Raw genomic sequence first — 18,339 nt, 5'->3', positions numbered from 1 at the left:
ATTATTAGTGGTTGACGTAAATCGATTTAAAAGTATGCAAATCACGTTAGCTTCACCAAGTAAGGTTCGTTCATGGTCTTACGGTGAGGTTAAAAAACCTGAAACAATCAACTATCGTACACTAAAACCAGAACGTGATGGACTTTTTGATGAAGTGATCTTTGGTCCAACAAAAGACTGGGAGTGTTCATGTGGTAAATACAAGCGTATCCGTTATAAAGGGATCACTTGTGACCGCTGTGGTGTGGAAGTAACTCGTGCAAAAGTCCGCCGTGAGCGTATGGGCCATATTGAGTTGAAAGCTCCAATCTCACACATCTGGTATTTCAAAGGTATTCCAAGCCGTATGGGCTTGACCTTGGATATGAGCCCACGTGCGCTTGAAGAAGTTATTTACTTCGCAGCTTATGTGGTGATTGATCCGAAAGATACGCCGCTTGAGCACAAGTCAATCATGACAGAACGCGAATACCGTGAGCGTTTGCGTGAATATGGCTATGGTTCATTCGTTGCCAAAATGGGTGCAGAAGCGATTCAAGACCTCTTGAAGCAAGTCGATCTTCCAAAAGAAATCGCAGCTTTGAAAGAAGAATTGAAAACAGCTTCTGGTCAAAAACGCATTAAAGCAGTTCGTCGCTTGGATGTATTGGATGCCTTCTACAAATCTGGTAACAAGCCAGAATGGATGATTCTCAATATCCTTCCAGTTATTCCGCCAGATTTGCGTCCAATGGTTCAGTTGGATGGTGGCCGTTTTGCCGCATCTGACTTGAACGAACTCTATCGCCGTGTAATCAACCGTAACAACCGTTTGGCTCGTCTCTTGGAACTTAATGCCCCAGGGATCATCGTACAAAACGAAAAACGTATGCTCCAAGAAGCTGTGGATGCTTTGATTGACAACGGTCGCCGTGGTCGTCCAATCACTGGACCAGGTAGCCGTCCACTTAAATCACTCAGCCACATGCTTAAAGGTAAGCAAGGACGTTTCCGTCAAAACTTGCTTGGTAAGCGTGTTGACTTCTCAGGACGTTCCGTTATCGCCGTTGGTCCAACGCTTAAAATGTACCAATGTGGTGTGCCACGCGAAATGGCGATCGAGCTCTTCAAACCGTTTGTCATGCGCGAAATCGTTGCCCGTGATATTGCTGGTAACGTAAAAGCTGCAAAACGTTTGATTGAACGTGGAGATGATCGTATTTGGGACATCTTGGAAGAAGTGATCAAAGAACACCCAGTTCTTTTGAACCGCGCACCTACCCTTCACCGTTTGGGTATCCAGGCTTTTGAGCCAGTTCTGATCGACGGTAAAGCCCTTCGTTTGCACCCGCTTGTCTGTGAAGCCTACAACGCCGACTTTGACGGTGACCAGATGGCGATTCACGTTCCATTGTCAGAAGAAGCACAAGCAGAAGCACGTATCCTTATGCTCGCGGCAGAACACATCCTTAACCCTAAAGATGGTAAACCAGTTGTAACACCGTCTCAGGATATGGTCTTGGGTAACTACTACTTGACCATGGAAGATGCTGGTCGTGAAGGTGAAGGTATGGTCTTCAAGGATGCGGATGAGGCTGTTATGGCTTACCGTAATGGCTATGTTCACTTGCATACCCGTGTTGGTATTGCAACAGATAGCCTTGATAAACCTTGGAAAGACAACCAAAAACACAAGGTCATGATGACAACTGTCGGAAAAATCTTGTTCAACGCGATTATGCCAGAAGGTCTTCCATACTTGCAAGAGCCAAACAACGCTAACTTGACAGAAGGAACTCCTGATAAATACTTCTTGGAACCAGGTTCAGATATCAAGGCTGCTATTGCAGAATTGCCAATCAACCCACCATTCAAGAAGAAAAATCTTGGTAACATCATCGCTGAAATCTTCAAGCGTTTCCGTACAACTGAAACATCAGCCCTGCTTGACCGTTTGAAAGACTTGGGTTATTATCATTCAACACTTGCTGGTTTGACAGTGGGTATTGCCGATATTCCGGTTATCGACAACAAGGCTGAAATCATTGAAGAATCTCACGAACGTGTGGAACAAATCAAGAAACAATTCCGTCGTGGTATGATCACCGAGGACGAGCGCTACACAGCTGTTACAGATGAATGGCGTTCTGCTAAGGAAAAATTGGAAAAACGCTTGGTTGAAAAACAGGATCCGAAGAACCCAATCGTTATGATGATGGACTCTGGTGCCCGTGGTAACATTTCCAACTTCTCCCAGTTGGCCGGTATGCGTGGACTCATGTCAGCTCCGAACGGACGTATCATGGAATTGCCTATCTTGTCTAACTTCCGTGAAGGTCTTTCTGTATTGGAAATGTTCTTCTCTACTCACGGTGCCCGTAAGGGTATGACGGATACGGCCTTGAAGACAGCCGACTCAGGTTATTTGACTCGTCGTTTGGTTGACGTTGCCCAAGACGTTATTATCCGTGAAGACGACTGTGGAACTGACCGTGGTCTTGATATCCGTTCAATCACAGATGGCAAGGAAATGATCGAGCCACTTGAAGAGCGTTTGCAAGGTCGTTACACTAAGAAAACTGTTAAACATCCTGAAACGGATGCAGTTATCATCGGTCCAAACCAATTGATTACAGAAGACATTGCTCGTGATATTGTCAATGCTGGTGTTGAACAAGTAACCATCCGTAGCGTATTTACATGTAATACTCGTCATGGAGTCTGCCGTCATTGTTACGGTATCAACTTGGCGACAGGTGATGCGGTTGAAGTGGGTGAAGCAGTTGGTACGATTGCAGCCCAATCTATCGGTGAGCCTGGTACACAGCTTACAATGCGTACCTTCCACACGGGTGGTGTAGCCTCAAACAGCGATATCACGCAAGGTCTTCCTCGTGTTCAAGAGATCTTTGAAGCCCGCAATCCGAAAGGGGAAGCGGTTATCACTGAGGTCAAAGGTGAAGTTACAGCGATTGAAGAAGATGCGGCAACTCGTACCAAGAAAGTCTTTGTTAAAGGTAAAACTGGCGAAGGCGAATATGTGGTTCCATTTACAGCCCGTATGAAGGTTGAAGTTGGTGACCAAGTTGCGAGAGGTGCAGCCCTTACTGAAGGTTCTATCCAACCGAAACGTTTGCTGGAAGTCCGTGATGTCTTGGCGGTTGAAACGTACCTTCTTTCTGAAGTTCAAAAAGTTTACCGTAGCCAGGGTGTAGAAATCGGCGACAAGCACATCGAGGTAATGGTTCGTCAAATGCTTCGTAAAGTTCGTGTCATGGATCCAGGTGACACTGATCTTCTCATGGGTACCCTTATGGATATCACAGACTTTACAGATGCCAATGCTGACGTGGTTATTGCAGGTGGTATTCCGGCAACAGCTCGTCCAGTTCTTATGGGTATCACTAAGGCTTCCCTTGAAACCAACTCATTCTTGTCTGCCGCATCCTTCCAGGAAACAACTCGTGTCCTTACAGATGCAGCCATTCGTGGTAAACGTGATAACCTTCTTGGTCTTAAAGAGAACGTTATTATTGGTAAGATTATCCCAGCAGGTACAGGCATGGCCCGCTACCGTAATCTTGAGCCACAAGCCATCAATGAAGTTGAAATCATTGAAGATACAGTTGCTGAAGAACTTGCAGCAGAAGCAGAGCTTGAAGCTGTAACTGAATAATAATCTTTAAGGGAAGACCGTTTGGTCTTCTCTTTTTGTGTAACCTGTTCAAAAAAAAATAACCAGATGGTATCCACCTGATTGCTACTATGCTGTCTTTATTTTAAGCTTGGAAAGATGAGAAGGTTCTCCAATTGCTTGTGATAATAATCCTTGTACTTAGAATACACCAAGGTGTGGTTTAGTTGGTCTTGGGTCTTGCCAGGAAAGTCTGAAATGATGCCATCAACCGCTAAATCATCTGCCTGGGTCACGCCAGCTTCATCATTGACTGTCCAGACATAGAGAAATTTCTTGGAGGCTTTGATGTAATCATGTAATTCGGGAGTCAGGTCGCTCAAAGGGACGCTGAATCCAGTTAAACCTGGAAATTGCTCCTCAAGGATGGAATTCATAATCAAGACTGTTTCAAATTTAGGTGAGTGGCTGAGGACTCTCTTCATAAATTCTTGGTCAGCTGTTTGTAGTTGATGCTGGCCTTGCTCTAAACGCTGTTGGTATTTTCCTAGAAAGTTTTCCACAATCTGTGGACTGTCTAGCTCAGAAGTTTTGAAATCAATCAGGAGCTTTTGACCAGACTTTTCGGCCTCTTCCAGAATCTGATCAAAGCCGGCGATATGGGCTGTGTGCCCCTCTTGATCGGTCAAGCTAATGTTGGTTAGAGTGCTTAAGGGCAGGTCGTGTGGCCGATAGTGGAGCCTTGTCCAGCCGGATAGATTAGGGTCGTGAAAGACCACATATTCCAAATCTGCTGTTTCCCAGATGTCAATTTCAATGTAGTCAAACTTGCTTTTGCTGGAAATTTGGAAGGCCTCGAGACTATTTTCAACTGCGCTAGGACCGTTGAGAGCCCGGTGGGAAATGACCTGTGGAGACTTTGGGATAATCTGTCTGGCCTCTTGTTTAACAAGGTAGAAGACTGGAAAGACGGGTAGCCAGACGACCAGTAAGGAAGCTGGTTTCCACCAGGTGAATTTTTCGTCAAAAATGACTTTCCACCAGAGCCAGAGCGAGAAAGACAGGACCAGAACAAGGCCACTATAGAGCAGGGCGAAGAGAATGAAGTAAATTTCTTGCACATGCTGGGGAAATCTTTCTGTCAGATGTGCTTGGAGATAGTAATTGGCCAGACTGACAGAGTACCAAAGTCCCAGGGCCAATAGGGGGACCAGGAGTCCAATGGCTAATTTTTTCCATAGGGGTCTTTGTATTTTTCGTTTTCGGATGTTTGATTTGATAGATTGCTTCATGCTTGCGGAACTTTCTGATTTTACGTACTAGCTTATTATACTTTAAAACCATCAAATAATCTACTATATTTTTGAGAAACCTAAGCGCAATTGGTGTGGGGAATCAGATGAAATTCTTCTCGGTCAACCAGGCGCGGATAACAGAGAGGGTTTTGTCTTGGAATTTGCCGGATTCGTACATGTGGTCGGCTCCTGTTAGGGATACGAGCACTGATTCGGCGTAGTTCTGAGCTGTTTTTCTGGCGATGGCGGATACGGTCATCTTGTCCTCGCTTCCCGTGATGACCAGGACTGGACCCGAAATCTTGCTGAAATCCACATAGCCTGCTCTGCTTTTGTCAAAGAAAGGAAAGGCCATCTGAGTGTAAACCTTGCCGGATTCAGGAACCAGGGTCTTGAAGATATCCTCCTTGAGGCTAGGGTCCTGGACGTTGAGGCAATAGGTGAAAAACTCATCCTTGTATGGTGGCATGGGCTTTTTCCAGAAGCCCCAGCGCAGGAAGTGGCGGATGAAACAACGAATCATGGTCGGATAGAGGGCAAAGATGTCGGCAGTAGGGGCAGGTCCCATGAGAATCATGCCGGCGATTTCTGTGCGCTCGGCGACCATTTGTGCCAAGAGACAGCCAAGGGAATGCCCTAGTAGTAGAGGAGGCTCTTCCAGACTTTCGACCAGGGCAACCAAATCATCAGCGTAGTCGGTCAGGCTGACGGCACCAACCTTTTCCATCACTTGCTCATAGGGTAAGTCGTGGTAGCGCAGGCTAGGCGTGTGAACAATGATGCCCATTTTTTCTAATTTTGTGGCAAATTCTCCCCAGACAGCCCCATCGCACCAGGTTCCGTGAATCAAGACCATATGTTTCATAAACTTTCCTCCAATCATTTTTTCCATTATAACATGTTTGTCATCTGCTTGTGAGTCAGCTGTAACAGTTGTCATATTTATTTAAGGCTTCTTCAAGCTTTCTGTCTTAGGATAGATAGGGTAATATCCGAACCCACCTTTATAGCTCGGCATCTTTATTTTTTTATATAAATGTGCTTCGCTTGGGAATATAGGTTCTAGAAGAAAGGAAGTATTGAAATGAATACATTTTTTGCAAACAAGAAGTTGAAATTGGGAATCGCTGCAAGCTTAGTTGCAGGTATGGCCATGCTGGGACAATCCTCGGCTAGTGCAGATACCTTTGATTCCTATGGTCCGCGCTATCTGGGAGAACATCCAGCTCCAATCTACCAATCATTTGGAGTGGCTGATAGCAGTAGCGCTGTCATTTCGGAGACGGTCTCTACAGCCTCGACGACCTATAGTTCCGCTGTAACGGCTACTTATACTGCCAACACCTATCCAGTCGGCCAATGTACCTGGGGTGTAAAGGAGCTAGCGCCATGGGTCGGTAACTATTGGGGCAATGGAGGTGATTGGGCAGCAAGTGCTGCGGCTCAGGGCTATACGGTTGGGACAACTCCTCAGGTAGGTGCCGTTATCGTATGGACAGATGGTGGCTATGGACATGTGGCTTATGTGACAGACGTAGCAGCAGACGGGACCATTCAGGTGATGGAATCGAATTTTAATGGCAATATGTCCATTGGAAACTACCGTGGATGGTTTAACCCGACGACTACCGGGGCAGGTACGGTTAGCTATATCTACCCACCAGCGGATGCTTAGGTAAGGGATAGGAAAGAGGTCTTGGCCTCTTTTTGCTTTCCTATCTACAGCAGCTGATTTTTGGAGCCAAGAATGATATACTAAGAGTGTAGCGTTTTCACTAATTTATACATTTCTCGTCGTTGAAAGGAGACATGATGAATAATTTTCGTTTACAGATTCCGACAGACATCCGTTTCGGACGTGACCGCTTAGCTGAATTGCCAGAGGTCTTGGAACAATTCGGCAAGAAGGTACTTTTGGTCTACGGTGGTGGCTCCATCAAGCGTTCTGGTCTCTATGATAAGGTTACGGCCTTGCTGAAAGACAATGATTTTGAGTGGGTGGAGCTGGCAGGTGTCGAGCCCAATCCGCGGATTGATTCAGTCCGTGAAGGTGGAAGGTTGATTCGCGAAAATAGCCTAGACATGCTTTTGGCTGTCGGTGGCGGTTCAGTCGTTGATGCCAGTAAGGTTATGGCTGCGGCAGCTTATTACGATGGTGATGCCTGGGATTTGGTCAAAAATCCTCGCCTGATTGGCCAGGCAGTTCCGATTGTAGATATTCTGACGCTGGCGGCAACTGGTACAGAAATGAACCGTGGGGCTGTGATTTCCAATATGGAGACCAATGAAAAATTGGGTACAGGTGGCTGGGAGCTCATTCCGCGGGCCTCTTTCTTAGATCCGACCTTGACTTACACGGTTTCAAAATGGCAGACGGCAGCTGGTACGGCGGATATGATGAGCCATCTTTTTGAGCAATATTTTAATCGCACAGTTGGAGTGGATGTTCAGGATAGCATTGCAGAGGGCTTGTTGAAGACGGCCATCAAACATGGTCCGGTGGCTCTTGCAGAACCAGAAAATTATGAGGCGCGTGCCAACTTGCTTTGGACCTCGACCCTGGCTTTGAATGGCTTGGTTGCTAGTGGACGTGCGGGCGGCTGGACTTGCCATGCTATCGAGCATGAATTGTCGGCCTATTATGATATTACGCACGGTATTGGTTTGGCTGTCTTGACACCGCGCTGGATGAAATTCTGTGTTGATACTGATCCGACGACACATGCGAAATTTGCAACTTATGCCCGCAATGTTTGGGGACTGACAGAAGGTTCAGATGAAGAATTGGCTAGACAGGCTATTGAGAAAACCTACCATTTCTTCAAAAATGAGATGGAAATTCCGATGACCTTGCCTGAAGTAGGTATCCCAGTCCAAGATTTGGTGAGAGAAATGAGCGAGCAGGCTGTGTTGCATGGTCGCTTGGATGGAAATGTTTTTGTGACTCTTTCAGTGGACCATGTGGAAGAGATTATTCTTGCCTCCTTTGTGGAGATGGAGGAGTTTTAGGCCTAAGTAGGTTTAAAAAGAGCACGAGAGCTATTTTGTGAAAAAAATCGATTAAAAACGCACCAAATTTGGTGCGTTTTGTGTTACAATAAAACTAAGAATAGGGGGAAAGGCTATGATTGGAGACAATATAAAATCACTACGCCAGACACACGATTTAACACAACCAGAATTTGCGAAAATGGTGGGGATTTCACGCAATAGCCTGAGTCGTTATGAAAATGGAACTAGTAAAGTTTCAACAGAACTCATCGATCGTATTTGTCAAAAATTTAACGTCTCTTATGTCGATATTGTAGGGGAGGATAAGATGCTAACACCTGTTGAAGATTACCAACTGACTTTAAGAATAGAAGTGATAAAAGAACGTGGAGCAGCCATTTTATCACAGCTTTATAGATACCAGGATAGTCAAGAGATTGCTTTTGATGATGAAGCGAATCCTTGGATTTTGATGAGTGATGACTTGGCTGAATTGATCAATACGAAAATTTACCTTGTCGATACCTTCGATGAAATCGAGCGTTACAATGGTTATTTAGATGGTATTGAGCGGATGTTAGAGATGGTGCATCATCGGGTGGTGGCTTAATGAGATTGGAAGAATTTAGTGAGGCTGACTTTCAGAAGGCTTTACAGCGAACCATTCGGGCTTTAACCCGAGGAAAGATGATTCCAGATCGATCGAAAGCTATCTTGCTTGGAGGACAAAGCGGGGCTGGTAAGACGACTATTCATCGTATCAAGCAAAAAGAATTTCAAGGTAATATCATTATCATCGATGGTGATAGCTGCCGTTCTCAGCATCCCAACTACTTAGCCCTGCAAGAAGAGTATGGCAAGGACAGCGTGGACTATACCAAGGGATTTGCAGGAAAGATGGTAGAACATCTGGTTGATGAACTCAGTAAACGTGGTTATCATTTGTTAATTGAAGGGACTTTACGAACCACTAAAGTTCCTCGTCAGACTGCTCAATTATTAGCATCAAAAGGCTTCCAAGTTTCCTTAGCTGTCATTGGTACCAAACCAGAATTGTCCTATCTCAGCACCTTGATTCGTTACGAAGAACTTTATGCCATCGATCCCAATCAGGCCAGAGTAACACCAAAAGAACACCATGATGGGATTGTAGAGAACTTGGTGGATAACTTGAGGGAGCTAGAAAGTGAGAAACTCTTTGAACGAATTCAAATTTACCAAAGAGATAGAACTTGTGTCTATGATTCTGAAACAGATGAAGGTTCAGCAGCAGAAGTGTTACAAGAGTGTCTCTTTGGAAAATGGAGTAAGGTAGAGGAAGAGATGATGAAGTTTGGACAGGAACGGTTGAGGGAGTTTAAAAAGTAGTTAATTTTCTAATTGAGAATTCTTCTAGGAACAGTAATTCGCATTATATTATCGAATGGGTGGTTTGAATTGTTCAAAATTCCAACATATTCTTGTTTATTTTTGATATAATGTAAAAAAACAACAAAGGATTAAACATGAATAAACGAGAACGACTAGAAGAAATTACACGATTGGTAAACAAAAAAGGCACAGTTCGAATTTCTGAGATTGTTGAATTGCTAAATGTTACTGATATGACTGTTCGACGTGATTTTATTGAACTGGAAGAGCAAGGTGTCTTAACAAAAATTCACGGTGGTGCTAGAAGTAATAAGGCTTTTCAATATCGGGAATATTCCCATTCTGAGAAACACATTCAGAATAAGGAAGCCAAGCAAGAGATAGCGGAAAGGGCTGCACAACTGATAGAAGATGGAGACACGGTATTTTTAGGTCCAGGAACAACAGTGGCCTTTCTGGCTGAGGCCATTAAAAATCCTCGCCTAACGGTCATCACCAACTGTATGCCTGTTTTTACCATCCTATCACAAAAGAAGACAGAGGATTTTCAAGTCTTTCTCTTGGGGGGAGAATATCGCCAAGTGACAGAATCTTTTGTAGGAGAAATTACCAATACAAGTTTGGAAAAAATGCGATTCAGCAAGATTTTCTTTTCAGGTAACGGACTTAAGGGGACTGATGTCATGACCTCTACCTTAGCCGAAGCCTATACGCAAAATATTGCCATTAAACATTCTTTAGAAAAATATCTACTGCTAGATGCCTCGAAAATTGGAAAAGATGATTTTACTTCTTTTTGTGATTTGAATGATGTAACTGCTCTAGTGACAGATATGAATGCAAAGGATGAAAATTACCAATTATTAAGTAATCACATTGAAATTATTTCTACAAAATCATAAAGTTATCAAAACCAACAGCAAAATGTTGGTTTTTTGTTTGTATACGAAAAAAATAAACAAAAATAAAACAAAATATGTTGACTTTATGTTTGTTTGGTTGTATAATTTAAACATAAAAAGCGAAAACGCTTTTCTAAGTTTTGCAAAACAAAGATTTTCTGCCAAATATGGCTACAACTTTCTATTTTTGTTAGGAGATAGGTTATGACAATCATTATCGGTGCTGATCCAGCGGGTTCAAAACTAAAAGACGTTATTAAAGATTATTTGCTAGAAAAATCATATGACTTTAAAGATGTCAGTGATGGAAGTGATTTTGTTGATACAACTTTGGCGGTAGTTGCAGAAGTTAATCAAGAGGAAGGAAATCTTGGCATTGTGATTGATGCTTATGGTGTTGGTCCATTTATGACCGCAACTAAAGTCAAAGGCATGATCGCTGCAGAAGTTTCAGACGAACGTTCTGCCTATATGACAAGAGGCCACAACAATTCGCGTATTATTACAATCGGTAGTGAGATTGTAGGAGAAGGCATTGCTAAAAATATCGTTAAAGGATTTGTTGAAGGTGAGTATGATGGTGGCCGTCACCAAATTCGTGTCGATATGCTAAATAAAATGTGCTAATTGTTGTAAACAAAGGAGAATAAGAGATGAAAATTGCAATCGGTTGTGACCACATTGTAACCTATGAAAAAATCGCTGTGGTAGATTATTTGAAAAATCAAGGATATGAAGTATTGGACTTTGGGACTTATGACAATGTTCGTACTCATTACCCAATCTTTGGTAAAAAAGTTGGTGAAGCTGTTGCAAGCGGACAAGCAGATTTGGGAATTTGTATTTGTGGAACAGGTGTTGGAATCAACAATGCTGTAAACAAGGTACCTGGCGTTCGATCAGCCCTGGTTCGTGATATGACCTCTGCACTCTATGCAAAAGAAGAGTTAAATGCCAACGTCATTGGTTTTGGAGGAAAGATTACAGGTGAGTTGCTCATGTGCGACATCATTGAAGCCTTCATTAAAGCAGAATACAAACCAACTGAAGCAAACAAACGTTTGATTGAAAAGATTGCTGCAGTTGAAACGCTCAATCAAGAGCAGGCTAATCCAGAGTTCTTTACGGAATTTCTTGAAAAGTGGGATCGTGGAGAATACCACGACTAGGAGGCTCACATGATTTTGACGATCACATTAAATCCGTCCGTTGATATTGCCTATCAATTGGATACCTTTCATTTGGATACGGTCAATCGAGTAGAAAAAGTTCAAAAAACAGCTGGAGGCAAGGGGCTCAATGTCACACGAGTTTTGAAACAAATCGGTGAAGATGTTGTAGCAACAGGCTTTATTGGCGGTGAGATTGGAAGTTATGTAAAGAAACAACTCACTCGAAAGGATATTAAAAATTCCTTTGTGGAAATTGGGAGCGAAACACGTAACTGTATTGCGGTTCTTCATGATGGCAAACAGACGGAGATTTTAGAACAAGGACCAACTATTCAAGAACATGAAGCCTTGAATTTTATAGAACATCTTGAAATCATCCTGAATAATGTAGATGTAGTTGTCATTTCAGGAAGTTTGCCTAAGGGACTTGCTAGCAACTACTATGTTAAAATAATTGAACTTTGTAAAAAATGCGGTGTGGCTGTTGTTCTGGATTGTTCTGGTGAGGCGCTGAAAAACGTTTTAGAAAGCCAGCAGAAGCCGACAGTTATTAAGCCGAATACAGAGGAGTTATCACAACTGATTGGTAAAGAAGTTACTGATGATATTCAAGAGTTAAAATCAGTTTTGTCTGATCAACTTTTCCAAGGAATTGATTGGATAGTCGTCTCATTAGGGGCACAGGGGGCTTTTGCCAAGCACAATGACAAGTTCTATCGTGTCAGAATTCCAAAAATCAAAGTCGTCAATCCAGTAGGATCAGGAGATTCAACTGTTGCAGGTATTGCAGCAGGTTTGGTACATGCTTTACCTGAAGCAGAATTATTAAAAAATGCTAATGTTTTAGGCATGTTAAATGCCCAAGAAGAACAGACAGGTTACGTCAATTTAGAAAATGCAGAATCGTTGTATTCTCAAATCGAAGTCGAAGAGGTATAATATGGTAGCAACAGCAGATAAAAGAAAATACATGGAAAAAGTAAGCAATGAAGCAGGTATTATTTCAGCTTTAGCTTTTGACCAACGTGGAGCCCTGAAAAAAATGATGGCAAAACATCAGGTAGAAGAACCTACTGTGGAGCAGATGGAAGAACTAAAGAAACTAGTTTCAGAGGAATTAACACAGTTTTCTTCCTCAATTCTGTTAGATCCTGAATTTGGTTTGCCAGCATCACGCGCCCGTGACGAACAGTGCGGTTTGCTTTTGGCTTATGAAAAAACTGGCTATGATACCAGCTCTACTAGTCGCTTACCAGATTGCCTAGTAGAGTGGTCTGTGAAACGACTAAAAGAAGAAGGTGCAGATGCCATTAAATTCCTACTCTATTATGATGTGGATGGAGATTCATACGTCAATCTTCAAAAACAGGCCTATATTGAACGCTTGGGTTCAGAATGTCAGGCTGAAGGTTTACCATTCTTTTTGGAAATTTTGAGCTACGATGAAACGATTGAAGACAATGCCAGTGTGGAATTTGCAAAAGTCAAACCTCGAAAAGTAAATGATGCTATGAAAGTATTTTCGGATGAACGCTTTGGAGTGGATGTTCTCAAGGTAGAAGTACCTGTGAATATGAATTTTGTAGAAGGCTTTGGAACAGGGGAAGTCGTCTATACAAAAGAAGAAGCAGCTGAATATTTCCGTCAACAAGAAGCATCAACTCATTTGCCATACATTTATCTAAGTGCAGGTGTTTCAGCTAAACTCTTCCAAGATACTCTGGTGTTTGCTCATGAAGCAGGTGCAAAATTTAACGGTGTTCTTTGCGGTCGTGCAACATGGGCTGGAGTTGTGCCTGTTTATATTGAGCAAGGTGAAGAAGCAGCACGAGAATGGTTACGAACTGTTGGTCGTGAAAATATTGAGGGACTTGATGCAGTTTTGTCTCAAACAGCAACTTCTTGGCTAGAAAAATAATTAAAAAAATTACCATTTTCTTAAAAGAAAGGGTTTACATTTTTTGAGAATATGCTATAATAATCTCATCAGTAAGAATAGAGTGGATTGTAACTAATTCGATTAGGCAAGACTACAAATGAATTTGAGAGTAGGATATTCTCGGTTTGTTTGTAGTCTTTTTTTGCTTAAAAATATAGGAGGGATATATGTTTAGGATTATACAGTCACTAAATAATAACGCTGCCCTGGTGAAAAATGAACATGGGGAACAGGCAGTCGTGATGGGATTAGGTATAACCTTTCAAAAGAAAAAGGGAGATTTGATTGTTAAGGATAAGATAGAAAATATTTTTTCACTGAAAAATGATGAAGCCAAAGAAAATTTTCTAACCTTATTAAAAGATATTCCCTTAGATTTTATTTCGGCAACCTACACGGTTATTAATCATCTGGTAGAAACTTATCATTACCCTGTACAAGAATATCTATATGTGACACTGACAGATCATATCTATTGTGCATATCAAGCGGTTTTAAAGAATACCTATCAAGAAAGTAGACTACCCAATATTTCAGCCGAATATCCATTGGAATATAAAATGGCGCGTGAAGCCTTAGCTATGTTTCGTGAAAAGTTGCTAAATGATTTTCCAAATGATGAGATTGGTAAAATTGCACTTCACTTAATCAATGCAAAAGGTGAAACAATTCATCCCACAAGTGAAGAACATGACATCAGTAAGAAAATTATTGCTGAGGTTGAACAAATTTTGATAGAGAATGGGATTAAACGGACAAAAGAAAATAGTAATTTTTATGATCGCTTTATGATTCATTTGTCCTATTTTCTGAATTACTTAGATAGATCCCATCAGTCAAATGAATCGATTGCTAGTTTGGAACAGTACATCAAGCTCCAGAATCCAAGAGCCCATCAGGTTGGAAGTCAGATTTTTGAGATGATTACATCATTGGTTGATGAGCCTGTAAATGATAGTGAAAGGTTCTATATTGTACTACATATTCAACGGTTATTGTAAATCATACTCTTCGTAAATCCAATTCAGACGTTGTTGCCTCAACTTGATGAACTTTAGTTCTATCTACGTTTTCGTCGCCTAGTCTGAATGGTATTTCCATTGAGTACATAAAAAATAGGAGGTTCATATTATGAACAGAGAAGAAATTACGTTATTAGGTTTTGAGATTGTTGCATTCGCTGGTGATGCTCGTTCTCGTTTGATGGAGGCACTGGCTGCTGCTCAAAAAGGTGATTACGCAAAAGCAGAAGAACTAGTTGAAGCTGCCAATGCTTGTATTGTTGAAGCCCACCATGCTCAGACAAGTTTGTTGCAGAAAGAAGCGGCTGGTGAGGATTTAGCCTTTAGTGTGACACTTATGCATGGTCAAGACCATCTCATGACAACATTATTATTGAAAGATATGATGAGTCATATGATTGAACTGTACAAACGAGGTGACAAGTAATGAATAAATTGATTGAATTCATTGAGAAAGGGAAGCCTTTCTTTGAAAAGATTTCGAGAAACCCTTATTTAAGGGCTATCCGTGATGGTTTTATTGCTGCCATGCCGGTTATCTTGTTCTCAAGTATCTTTCTATTGGTGGCTTTCGTGCCTAATATCTTTGGTTTTACTTGGTCAGATGAAGCAGTTGCAGCTATCATGAAACCTTACGGTTATACAATGGGTATTGTAGCTGTCTTAGTTGCAGGAACGACCGCAAAATCTTTGACAGATGCGTTTAACCGTCAGTTGCCAAAAACCAATCAAATCAACTTCATTTCAACCATGATTGCTTCAATTTCAGGTTTCCTATTACTGGCTTCTGATGGTATTGAAGGTGGATTTGCCAATGGTTACATGGGAACTAAGGGACTTTTGACAGCCTTTCTAGCTGCCTTCATTACGGTTAATATCTATAAGGTCTGTGTGAAAAACAATGTTACCATTCGTATGCCAGACGAAGTTCCACCGAACGTATCCCAGGCATTTAAAGATGTGATTCCATATGCATTGTCTATCTTTGTCTTGTATGGAATTGATCTTGTGACACGTCAATTCCTTGGAACAAACGTTGCTGAGGCGATCCTGAAATTATTTGAGCCTCTATTTACAGCCGCAGATGGTTATGTTGGTATTACCATTATCTTTGGTGCCTATGCTTTGTTCTGGTTTGTAGGGATTCATGGTCCATCTATTGTGGAACCAGCAATTGCAGCCATTACTTATGCCAATATTGAAACCAACTTCCAGCTTCTACAGGCGGGTCAACATGCGGACAAAATCCTGACTTCAGGTACTCAAATGTTTATCGTGACAATGGGTGGTACAGGTGCTACCTTGGTTGTGCCATTCATGTTTATGTGGTTGACTAAGTCTAAACGAAATAAAGCAATTGGACGTGCTTCAGTTGTTCCAACTTTCTTTGGTGTAAACGAACCGATCTTGTTCGGTGCACCACTTGTACTCAACCCAGTATTCTTTGTTCCATTCATCTTAGCTCCAATTGCTAACGTATGGATTTTCAAATTCTTTGTTGATACGCTAAAAATGAACAGTTTCAGCGTTAACTTGCCATGGACAACTCCAGGACCATTGGGGATTGTAATGGGGACAAACTTTGCTCCACTTGCCTTTGCACTAGCTATCTTATTGGTAGTTGTCGATGTACTTATCTATTATCCATTCTTGAAAGTTTACGATGAGCAAATTCTTGCTGAAGAACAATCAGGGAAAGTTGAAAATAGCTTGAAAGAGAAAGTGGCGGCTAACTTTAATACTGCTAAGGCGGATGCTATCCTTGAAAAAGCTGCAGTAGATACTGAAATTTCTGAACAAACAAACGTTCTGGTACTTTGTGCAGGAGGCGGTACAAGTGGGTTGCTTGCCAACGCTTTAACTAAAGCTGCAAAGGAATACGGCGTTCCAGTCACAGCGACAGCAGGAAGCTATGGTGCTCACCGTGAGATTTTGCCAGAATATCAATTAGTTATCCTTGCACCTCAAGTGGCATCGAACTACGATGATATAAAACAAGAAACTGATGCATTGGGCATTAAACTTGCCAAAACTGAAGGGGCTCAATACATTAAACTCACTCGTGATGGTCAAGGTGCTCTTGACTTTGTCAAACAACAGTTCTAGAACCTGTATTCACAGTTCAGCACTCCCATCTAAGGCTAGTTTTTCAGCTACTCATCGTTAGTTTTTTTCAAAATACAGTCAGTATTCCCTCAAAAAACTGCCTTGATTAGCGAAAAACTATCTCTTATATACAAGCACTTCACTTGTGAATACAGGTTCTTAATCAAAAGGGGAGGGAGTAATAAATCTCCAACTCCTACCCCTTTATTTATTTTTGATAGAAGAAGGTAGGCATATGGTTAAAACATTACCAAAAGATTTTATATTTGGTGGAGCAACTGCTGCATATCAAGCAGAGGGTGCTACACAGACGGATGGAAAAGGTCGTGTTGCGTGGGACAAGTATCTAGAAGATAATTACTGGTACACTGCGGAACCAGCTTCTGATTTTTATAATCGTTATCCAGTTGATTTAGAACTAAGTGAACAGTTTGGTGTGAATGGCATTCGTATTTCAATTGCGTGGTCTCGTATCTTCCCAACAGGCTTTGGAGAAGTGAATCCAAAGGGAGTAGAGTATTACCATAAATTATTTGCGGAATGCCATAAACGTCACGTAGAACCATTTGTAACGCTTCACCATTTTGATACGCCTGAAACATTGCATTCTAATGGTGACTTTCTAAATCGTGAAAACATTGAGCACTTTGTCAATTACGCAGCGTTTTGTTTCAAAGAATTCCCTGAAGTTAATTACTGGACAACCTTTAATGAAATCGGCCCAATTGGTGACGGTCAGTATCTTGTTGGGAAGTTCCCACCAGGTATTCAGTATGATTTAGCTAAAGTATTCCAATCTCATCACAATATGATGGTTTCACATGCCAAGGCAGTTAAGCTCTACAAGGATGCTGGTTATAGCGGAGAAATTGGTGTTGTACATGCATTGCCAACGAAATATCCTTATGATCCAACCAATCCTGACGATGTTCGTGCAGCGGAACTAGAAGATATTATTCATAATAAATTTATCCTCGATGCTACATACTTGGGTTACTATTCTGAAAAAACACTTGAAGGCGTTCGACATATTCTGAAAGTGAATGGTGGAGAATTAGACCTTCGTGATGAAGATTTCGCGGCCTTAGATGCTGCAAAAGATTTGAACGACTTCTTGGGCATCAATTACTATATGAGTGATTGGATGAGGGCTCATGACGGTGAGACTGAAATTATCCATAATGGTAAAGGTGAAAAGGGAAGTTCTAAGTATCAAATCAAAGGAGTCGGTCGTAGAGAGTCTCCAGTCGATATTCCAAAAACGGACTGGGATTGGATTATCTATCCGCAAGGCCTTTATGACCAAATCATGCGTGTGAAAAATGACTATCCAAACTATAAGAAAATCTACATCACTGAAAATGGTCTAGGCTATAAAGATGAATTTGTAGATGGTACAGTCTATGACGATGGTCGAATTGATTATGTGAAAAAGCATTTAGAAGTGATTTCAGATGCTATCTCAGATGGTGCCAATGTTAAAGGTTATTTCATCTGGTCCTTGATGGATGTATTTTCTTGGTCAAATGGATACGAGAAACGATATGGACTGTTCTATGTTGACTTTGAAACCCAAGAACGCTATCCAAAGAAAAGTGCTTATTGGTATAAAAAAGTAGCAGAAACACAGGTTATTGAATAAAACTAATACAAGGATGCCTAGCTCAAGTTAGCATCCTTGTTTTCATATAAGGGAGGCAGTTTTTATGGCTCTTTGTCAACTGTAGTGGGTAGGTGAAAAGCTAACACCTAGAGAGGACGAAATTCGTTCTCTCTTTTTGTATATTCAAAGAAATATATATCTTGTTTTTAAAGTTCGTAAAGTTCCTAAAGCCGAACGCTTGCCTCTTGATGTCTTTGATGAGTTTATTGGTCGCTTCCAGTTTAGCGTTGGAATATGGAAGCTCCATGGCGTTCGTGATGTAAGT

Annotated in this window: 16 protein-coding genes and 1 pseudogene; 14 read left to right on the top strand and 3 right to left on the bottom strand. The window is 41.6% G+C overall.

Annotated elements, in window-relative coordinates:
• Nucleotides 1-7 precede the first annotated feature (7 nt).
• Nucleotides 8-3,655 carry a DNA-directed RNA polymerase subunit beta' gene (gene rpoC, locus ACHBGV_RS02970; RefSeq protein ID WP_394735616.1) on the top strand — a complete coding sequence of 1,216 codons (3,648 nt, stop codon included), beginning with the start codon at nt 8-10 and terminating at the stop codon, nt 3,653-3,655.
• Nucleotides 3,656-3,753: 98 nt separating this feature from the next.
• Here the strand turns inward: rpoC and ACHBGV_RS02965 are convergent, their stop codons facing one another.
• Together ACHBGV_RS02965 and ACHBGV_RS02960 are read right to left on the bottom strand one after the other, a co-directional pair.
• Nucleotides 3,754-4,905: a glycerophosphodiester phosphodiesterase family protein gene (locus ACHBGV_RS02965; protein WP_125266191.1), complete on the bottom strand. Its 1,152-nt coding sequence runs from the start codon at nt 4,903-4,905 to the stop codon at nt 3,754-3,756.
• A gap of 103 nt (nt 4,906-5,008) precedes the next feature.
• On the bottom strand, nt 5,009-5,773 hold the full coding sequence (locus ACHBGV_RS02960) for an alpha/beta fold hydrolase (RefSeq protein WP_105161021.1): 765 nt from the start codon (nt 5,771-5,773) through the stop codon (nt 5,009-5,011).
• Nucleotides 5,774-6,223: 450 nt separating this feature from the next.
• Here ACHBGV_RS02960 and ACHBGV_RS02955 point away from each other — a divergent pair.
• The 13 genes and pseudogenes from ACHBGV_RS02955 to lacG all read left to right on the top strand — a co-directional run.
• A pseudogene (locus tag ACHBGV_RS02955) lies at nt 6,224-6,583 on the top strand (CHAP domain-containing protein); the annotation flags it as partial.
• 137 nt (nt 6,584-6,720) lie between these two features.
• Nucleotides 6,721-7,917 (top strand): iron-containing alcohol dehydrogenase, encoded by a 1,197-nt coding sequence (locus tag ACHBGV_RS02950; protein ID WP_105123018.1) that lies wholly within the window; start codon nt 6,721-6,723, stop codon nt 7,915-7,917.
• Between the two features lie 115 nt (nt 7,918-8,032).
• The gene (pezA, locus tag ACHBGV_RS02945) at nt 8,033-8,509 is read left to right on the top strand and encodes a type II toxin-antitoxin system antitoxin PezA (RefSeq protein ID WP_394735615.1); all 477 of its coding nucleotides are present in this window, start codon (nt 8,033-8,035) and stop codon (nt 8,507-8,509) included.
• On the top strand, nt 8,509-9,267 hold the full coding sequence (pezT, locus tag ACHBGV_RS02940) for a type II toxin-antitoxin system toxin PezT (protein WP_172094904.1): 759 nt from the start codon (nt 8,509-8,511) through the stop codon (nt 9,265-9,267). The genes pezA and pezT overlap by 1 nt, the downstream gene beginning before the upstream one ends.
• Nucleotides 9,268-9,404: 137 nt before the next feature.
• Nucleotides 9,405-10,172 carry a DeoR/GlpR family DNA-binding transcription regulator gene (locus tag ACHBGV_RS02935; protein ID WP_253214600.1) on the top strand — a complete coding sequence of 256 codons (768 nt, stop codon included), beginning with the start codon at nt 9,405-9,407 and terminating at the stop codon, nt 10,170-10,172.
• Nucleotides 10,173-10,376: 204 nt separating this feature from the next.
• Nucleotides 10,377-10,799 carry a galactose-6-phosphate isomerase subunit LacA gene (gene lacA, locus ACHBGV_RS02930; RefSeq protein ID WP_002941127.1) on the top strand — a complete coding sequence of 141 codons (423 nt, stop codon included), beginning with the start codon at nt 10,377-10,379 and terminating at the stop codon, nt 10,797-10,799.
• 26 nt (nt 10,800-10,825) lie between these two features.
• Nucleotides 10,826-11,341 (top strand): galactose-6-phosphate isomerase subunit LacB, encoded by a 516-nt coding sequence (gene lacB, locus ACHBGV_RS02925; protein WP_002941130.1) that lies wholly within the window; start codon nt 10,826-10,828, stop codon nt 11,339-11,341.
• Nucleotides 11,342-11,350: 9 nt separating this feature from the next.
• On the top strand, nt 11,351-12,283 hold the full coding sequence (locus ACHBGV_RS02920) for a tagatose-6-phosphate kinase (protein ID WP_394735614.1): 933 nt from the start codon (nt 11,351-11,353) through the stop codon (nt 12,281-12,283).
• A 1-nt stretch (nt 12,284) separates the two neighbouring features.
• Complete coding sequence (gene lacD / locus ACHBGV_RS02915; protein ID WP_394735613.1) at nt 12,285-13,262, top strand: tagatose-bisphosphate aldolase; 978 nt, start codon at nt 12,285-12,287, stop codon at nt 13,260-13,262.
• Nucleotides 13,263-13,450: 188 nt separating this feature from the next.
• Nucleotides 13,451-14,284, top strand: coding sequence for a PRD domain-containing protein (locus ACHBGV_RS02910; RefSeq protein WP_024418732.1), 834 nt, complete (start codon nt 13,451-13,453; stop codon nt 14,282-14,284).
• A gap of 130 nt (nt 14,285-14,414) precedes the next feature.
• Nucleotides 14,415-14,732: a PTS lactose/cellobiose transporter subunit IIA gene (locus ACHBGV_RS02905; RefSeq protein WP_003048451.1), complete on the top strand. Its 318-nt coding sequence runs from the start codon at nt 14,415-14,417 to the stop codon at nt 14,730-14,732.
• Entirely contained in the window at nt 14,732-16,411 is a 1,680-nt protein-coding gene (locus ACHBGV_RS02900; RefSeq protein ID WP_002941140.1) for a lactose-specific PTS transporter subunit EIIC, read from the top strand. The genes ACHBGV_RS02905 and ACHBGV_RS02900 overlap by 1 nt, the downstream gene beginning before the upstream one ends.
• 235 nt (nt 16,412-16,646) lie before the next feature.
• Nucleotides 16,647-18,053, top strand: coding sequence for a 6-phospho-beta-galactosidase (gene lacG, locus ACHBGV_RS02895; RefSeq protein ID WP_024410489.1), 1,407 nt, complete (start codon nt 16,647-16,649; stop codon nt 18,051-18,053).
• 100 nt (nt 18,054-18,153) lie between these two features.
• Here lacG and ACHBGV_RS02890 read toward each other — a convergent pair.
• Nucleotides 18,154-18,339: transposase (locus ACHBGV_RS02890; RefSeq protein ID WP_394735612.1), on the bottom strand; the 186-nt coding region annotated here is incomplete at its 5' end.

This window comes from Streptococcus sp. A34 (assembly GCF_043674115.1).
GTDB lineage: Bacteria > Bacillota > Bacilli > Lactobacillales > Streptococcaceae > Streptococcus > Streptococcus suis_V.
Note: the sequence above shows the minus strand (reverse complement) of the source record. Positions and strands in the feature narration are given on the sequence as shown.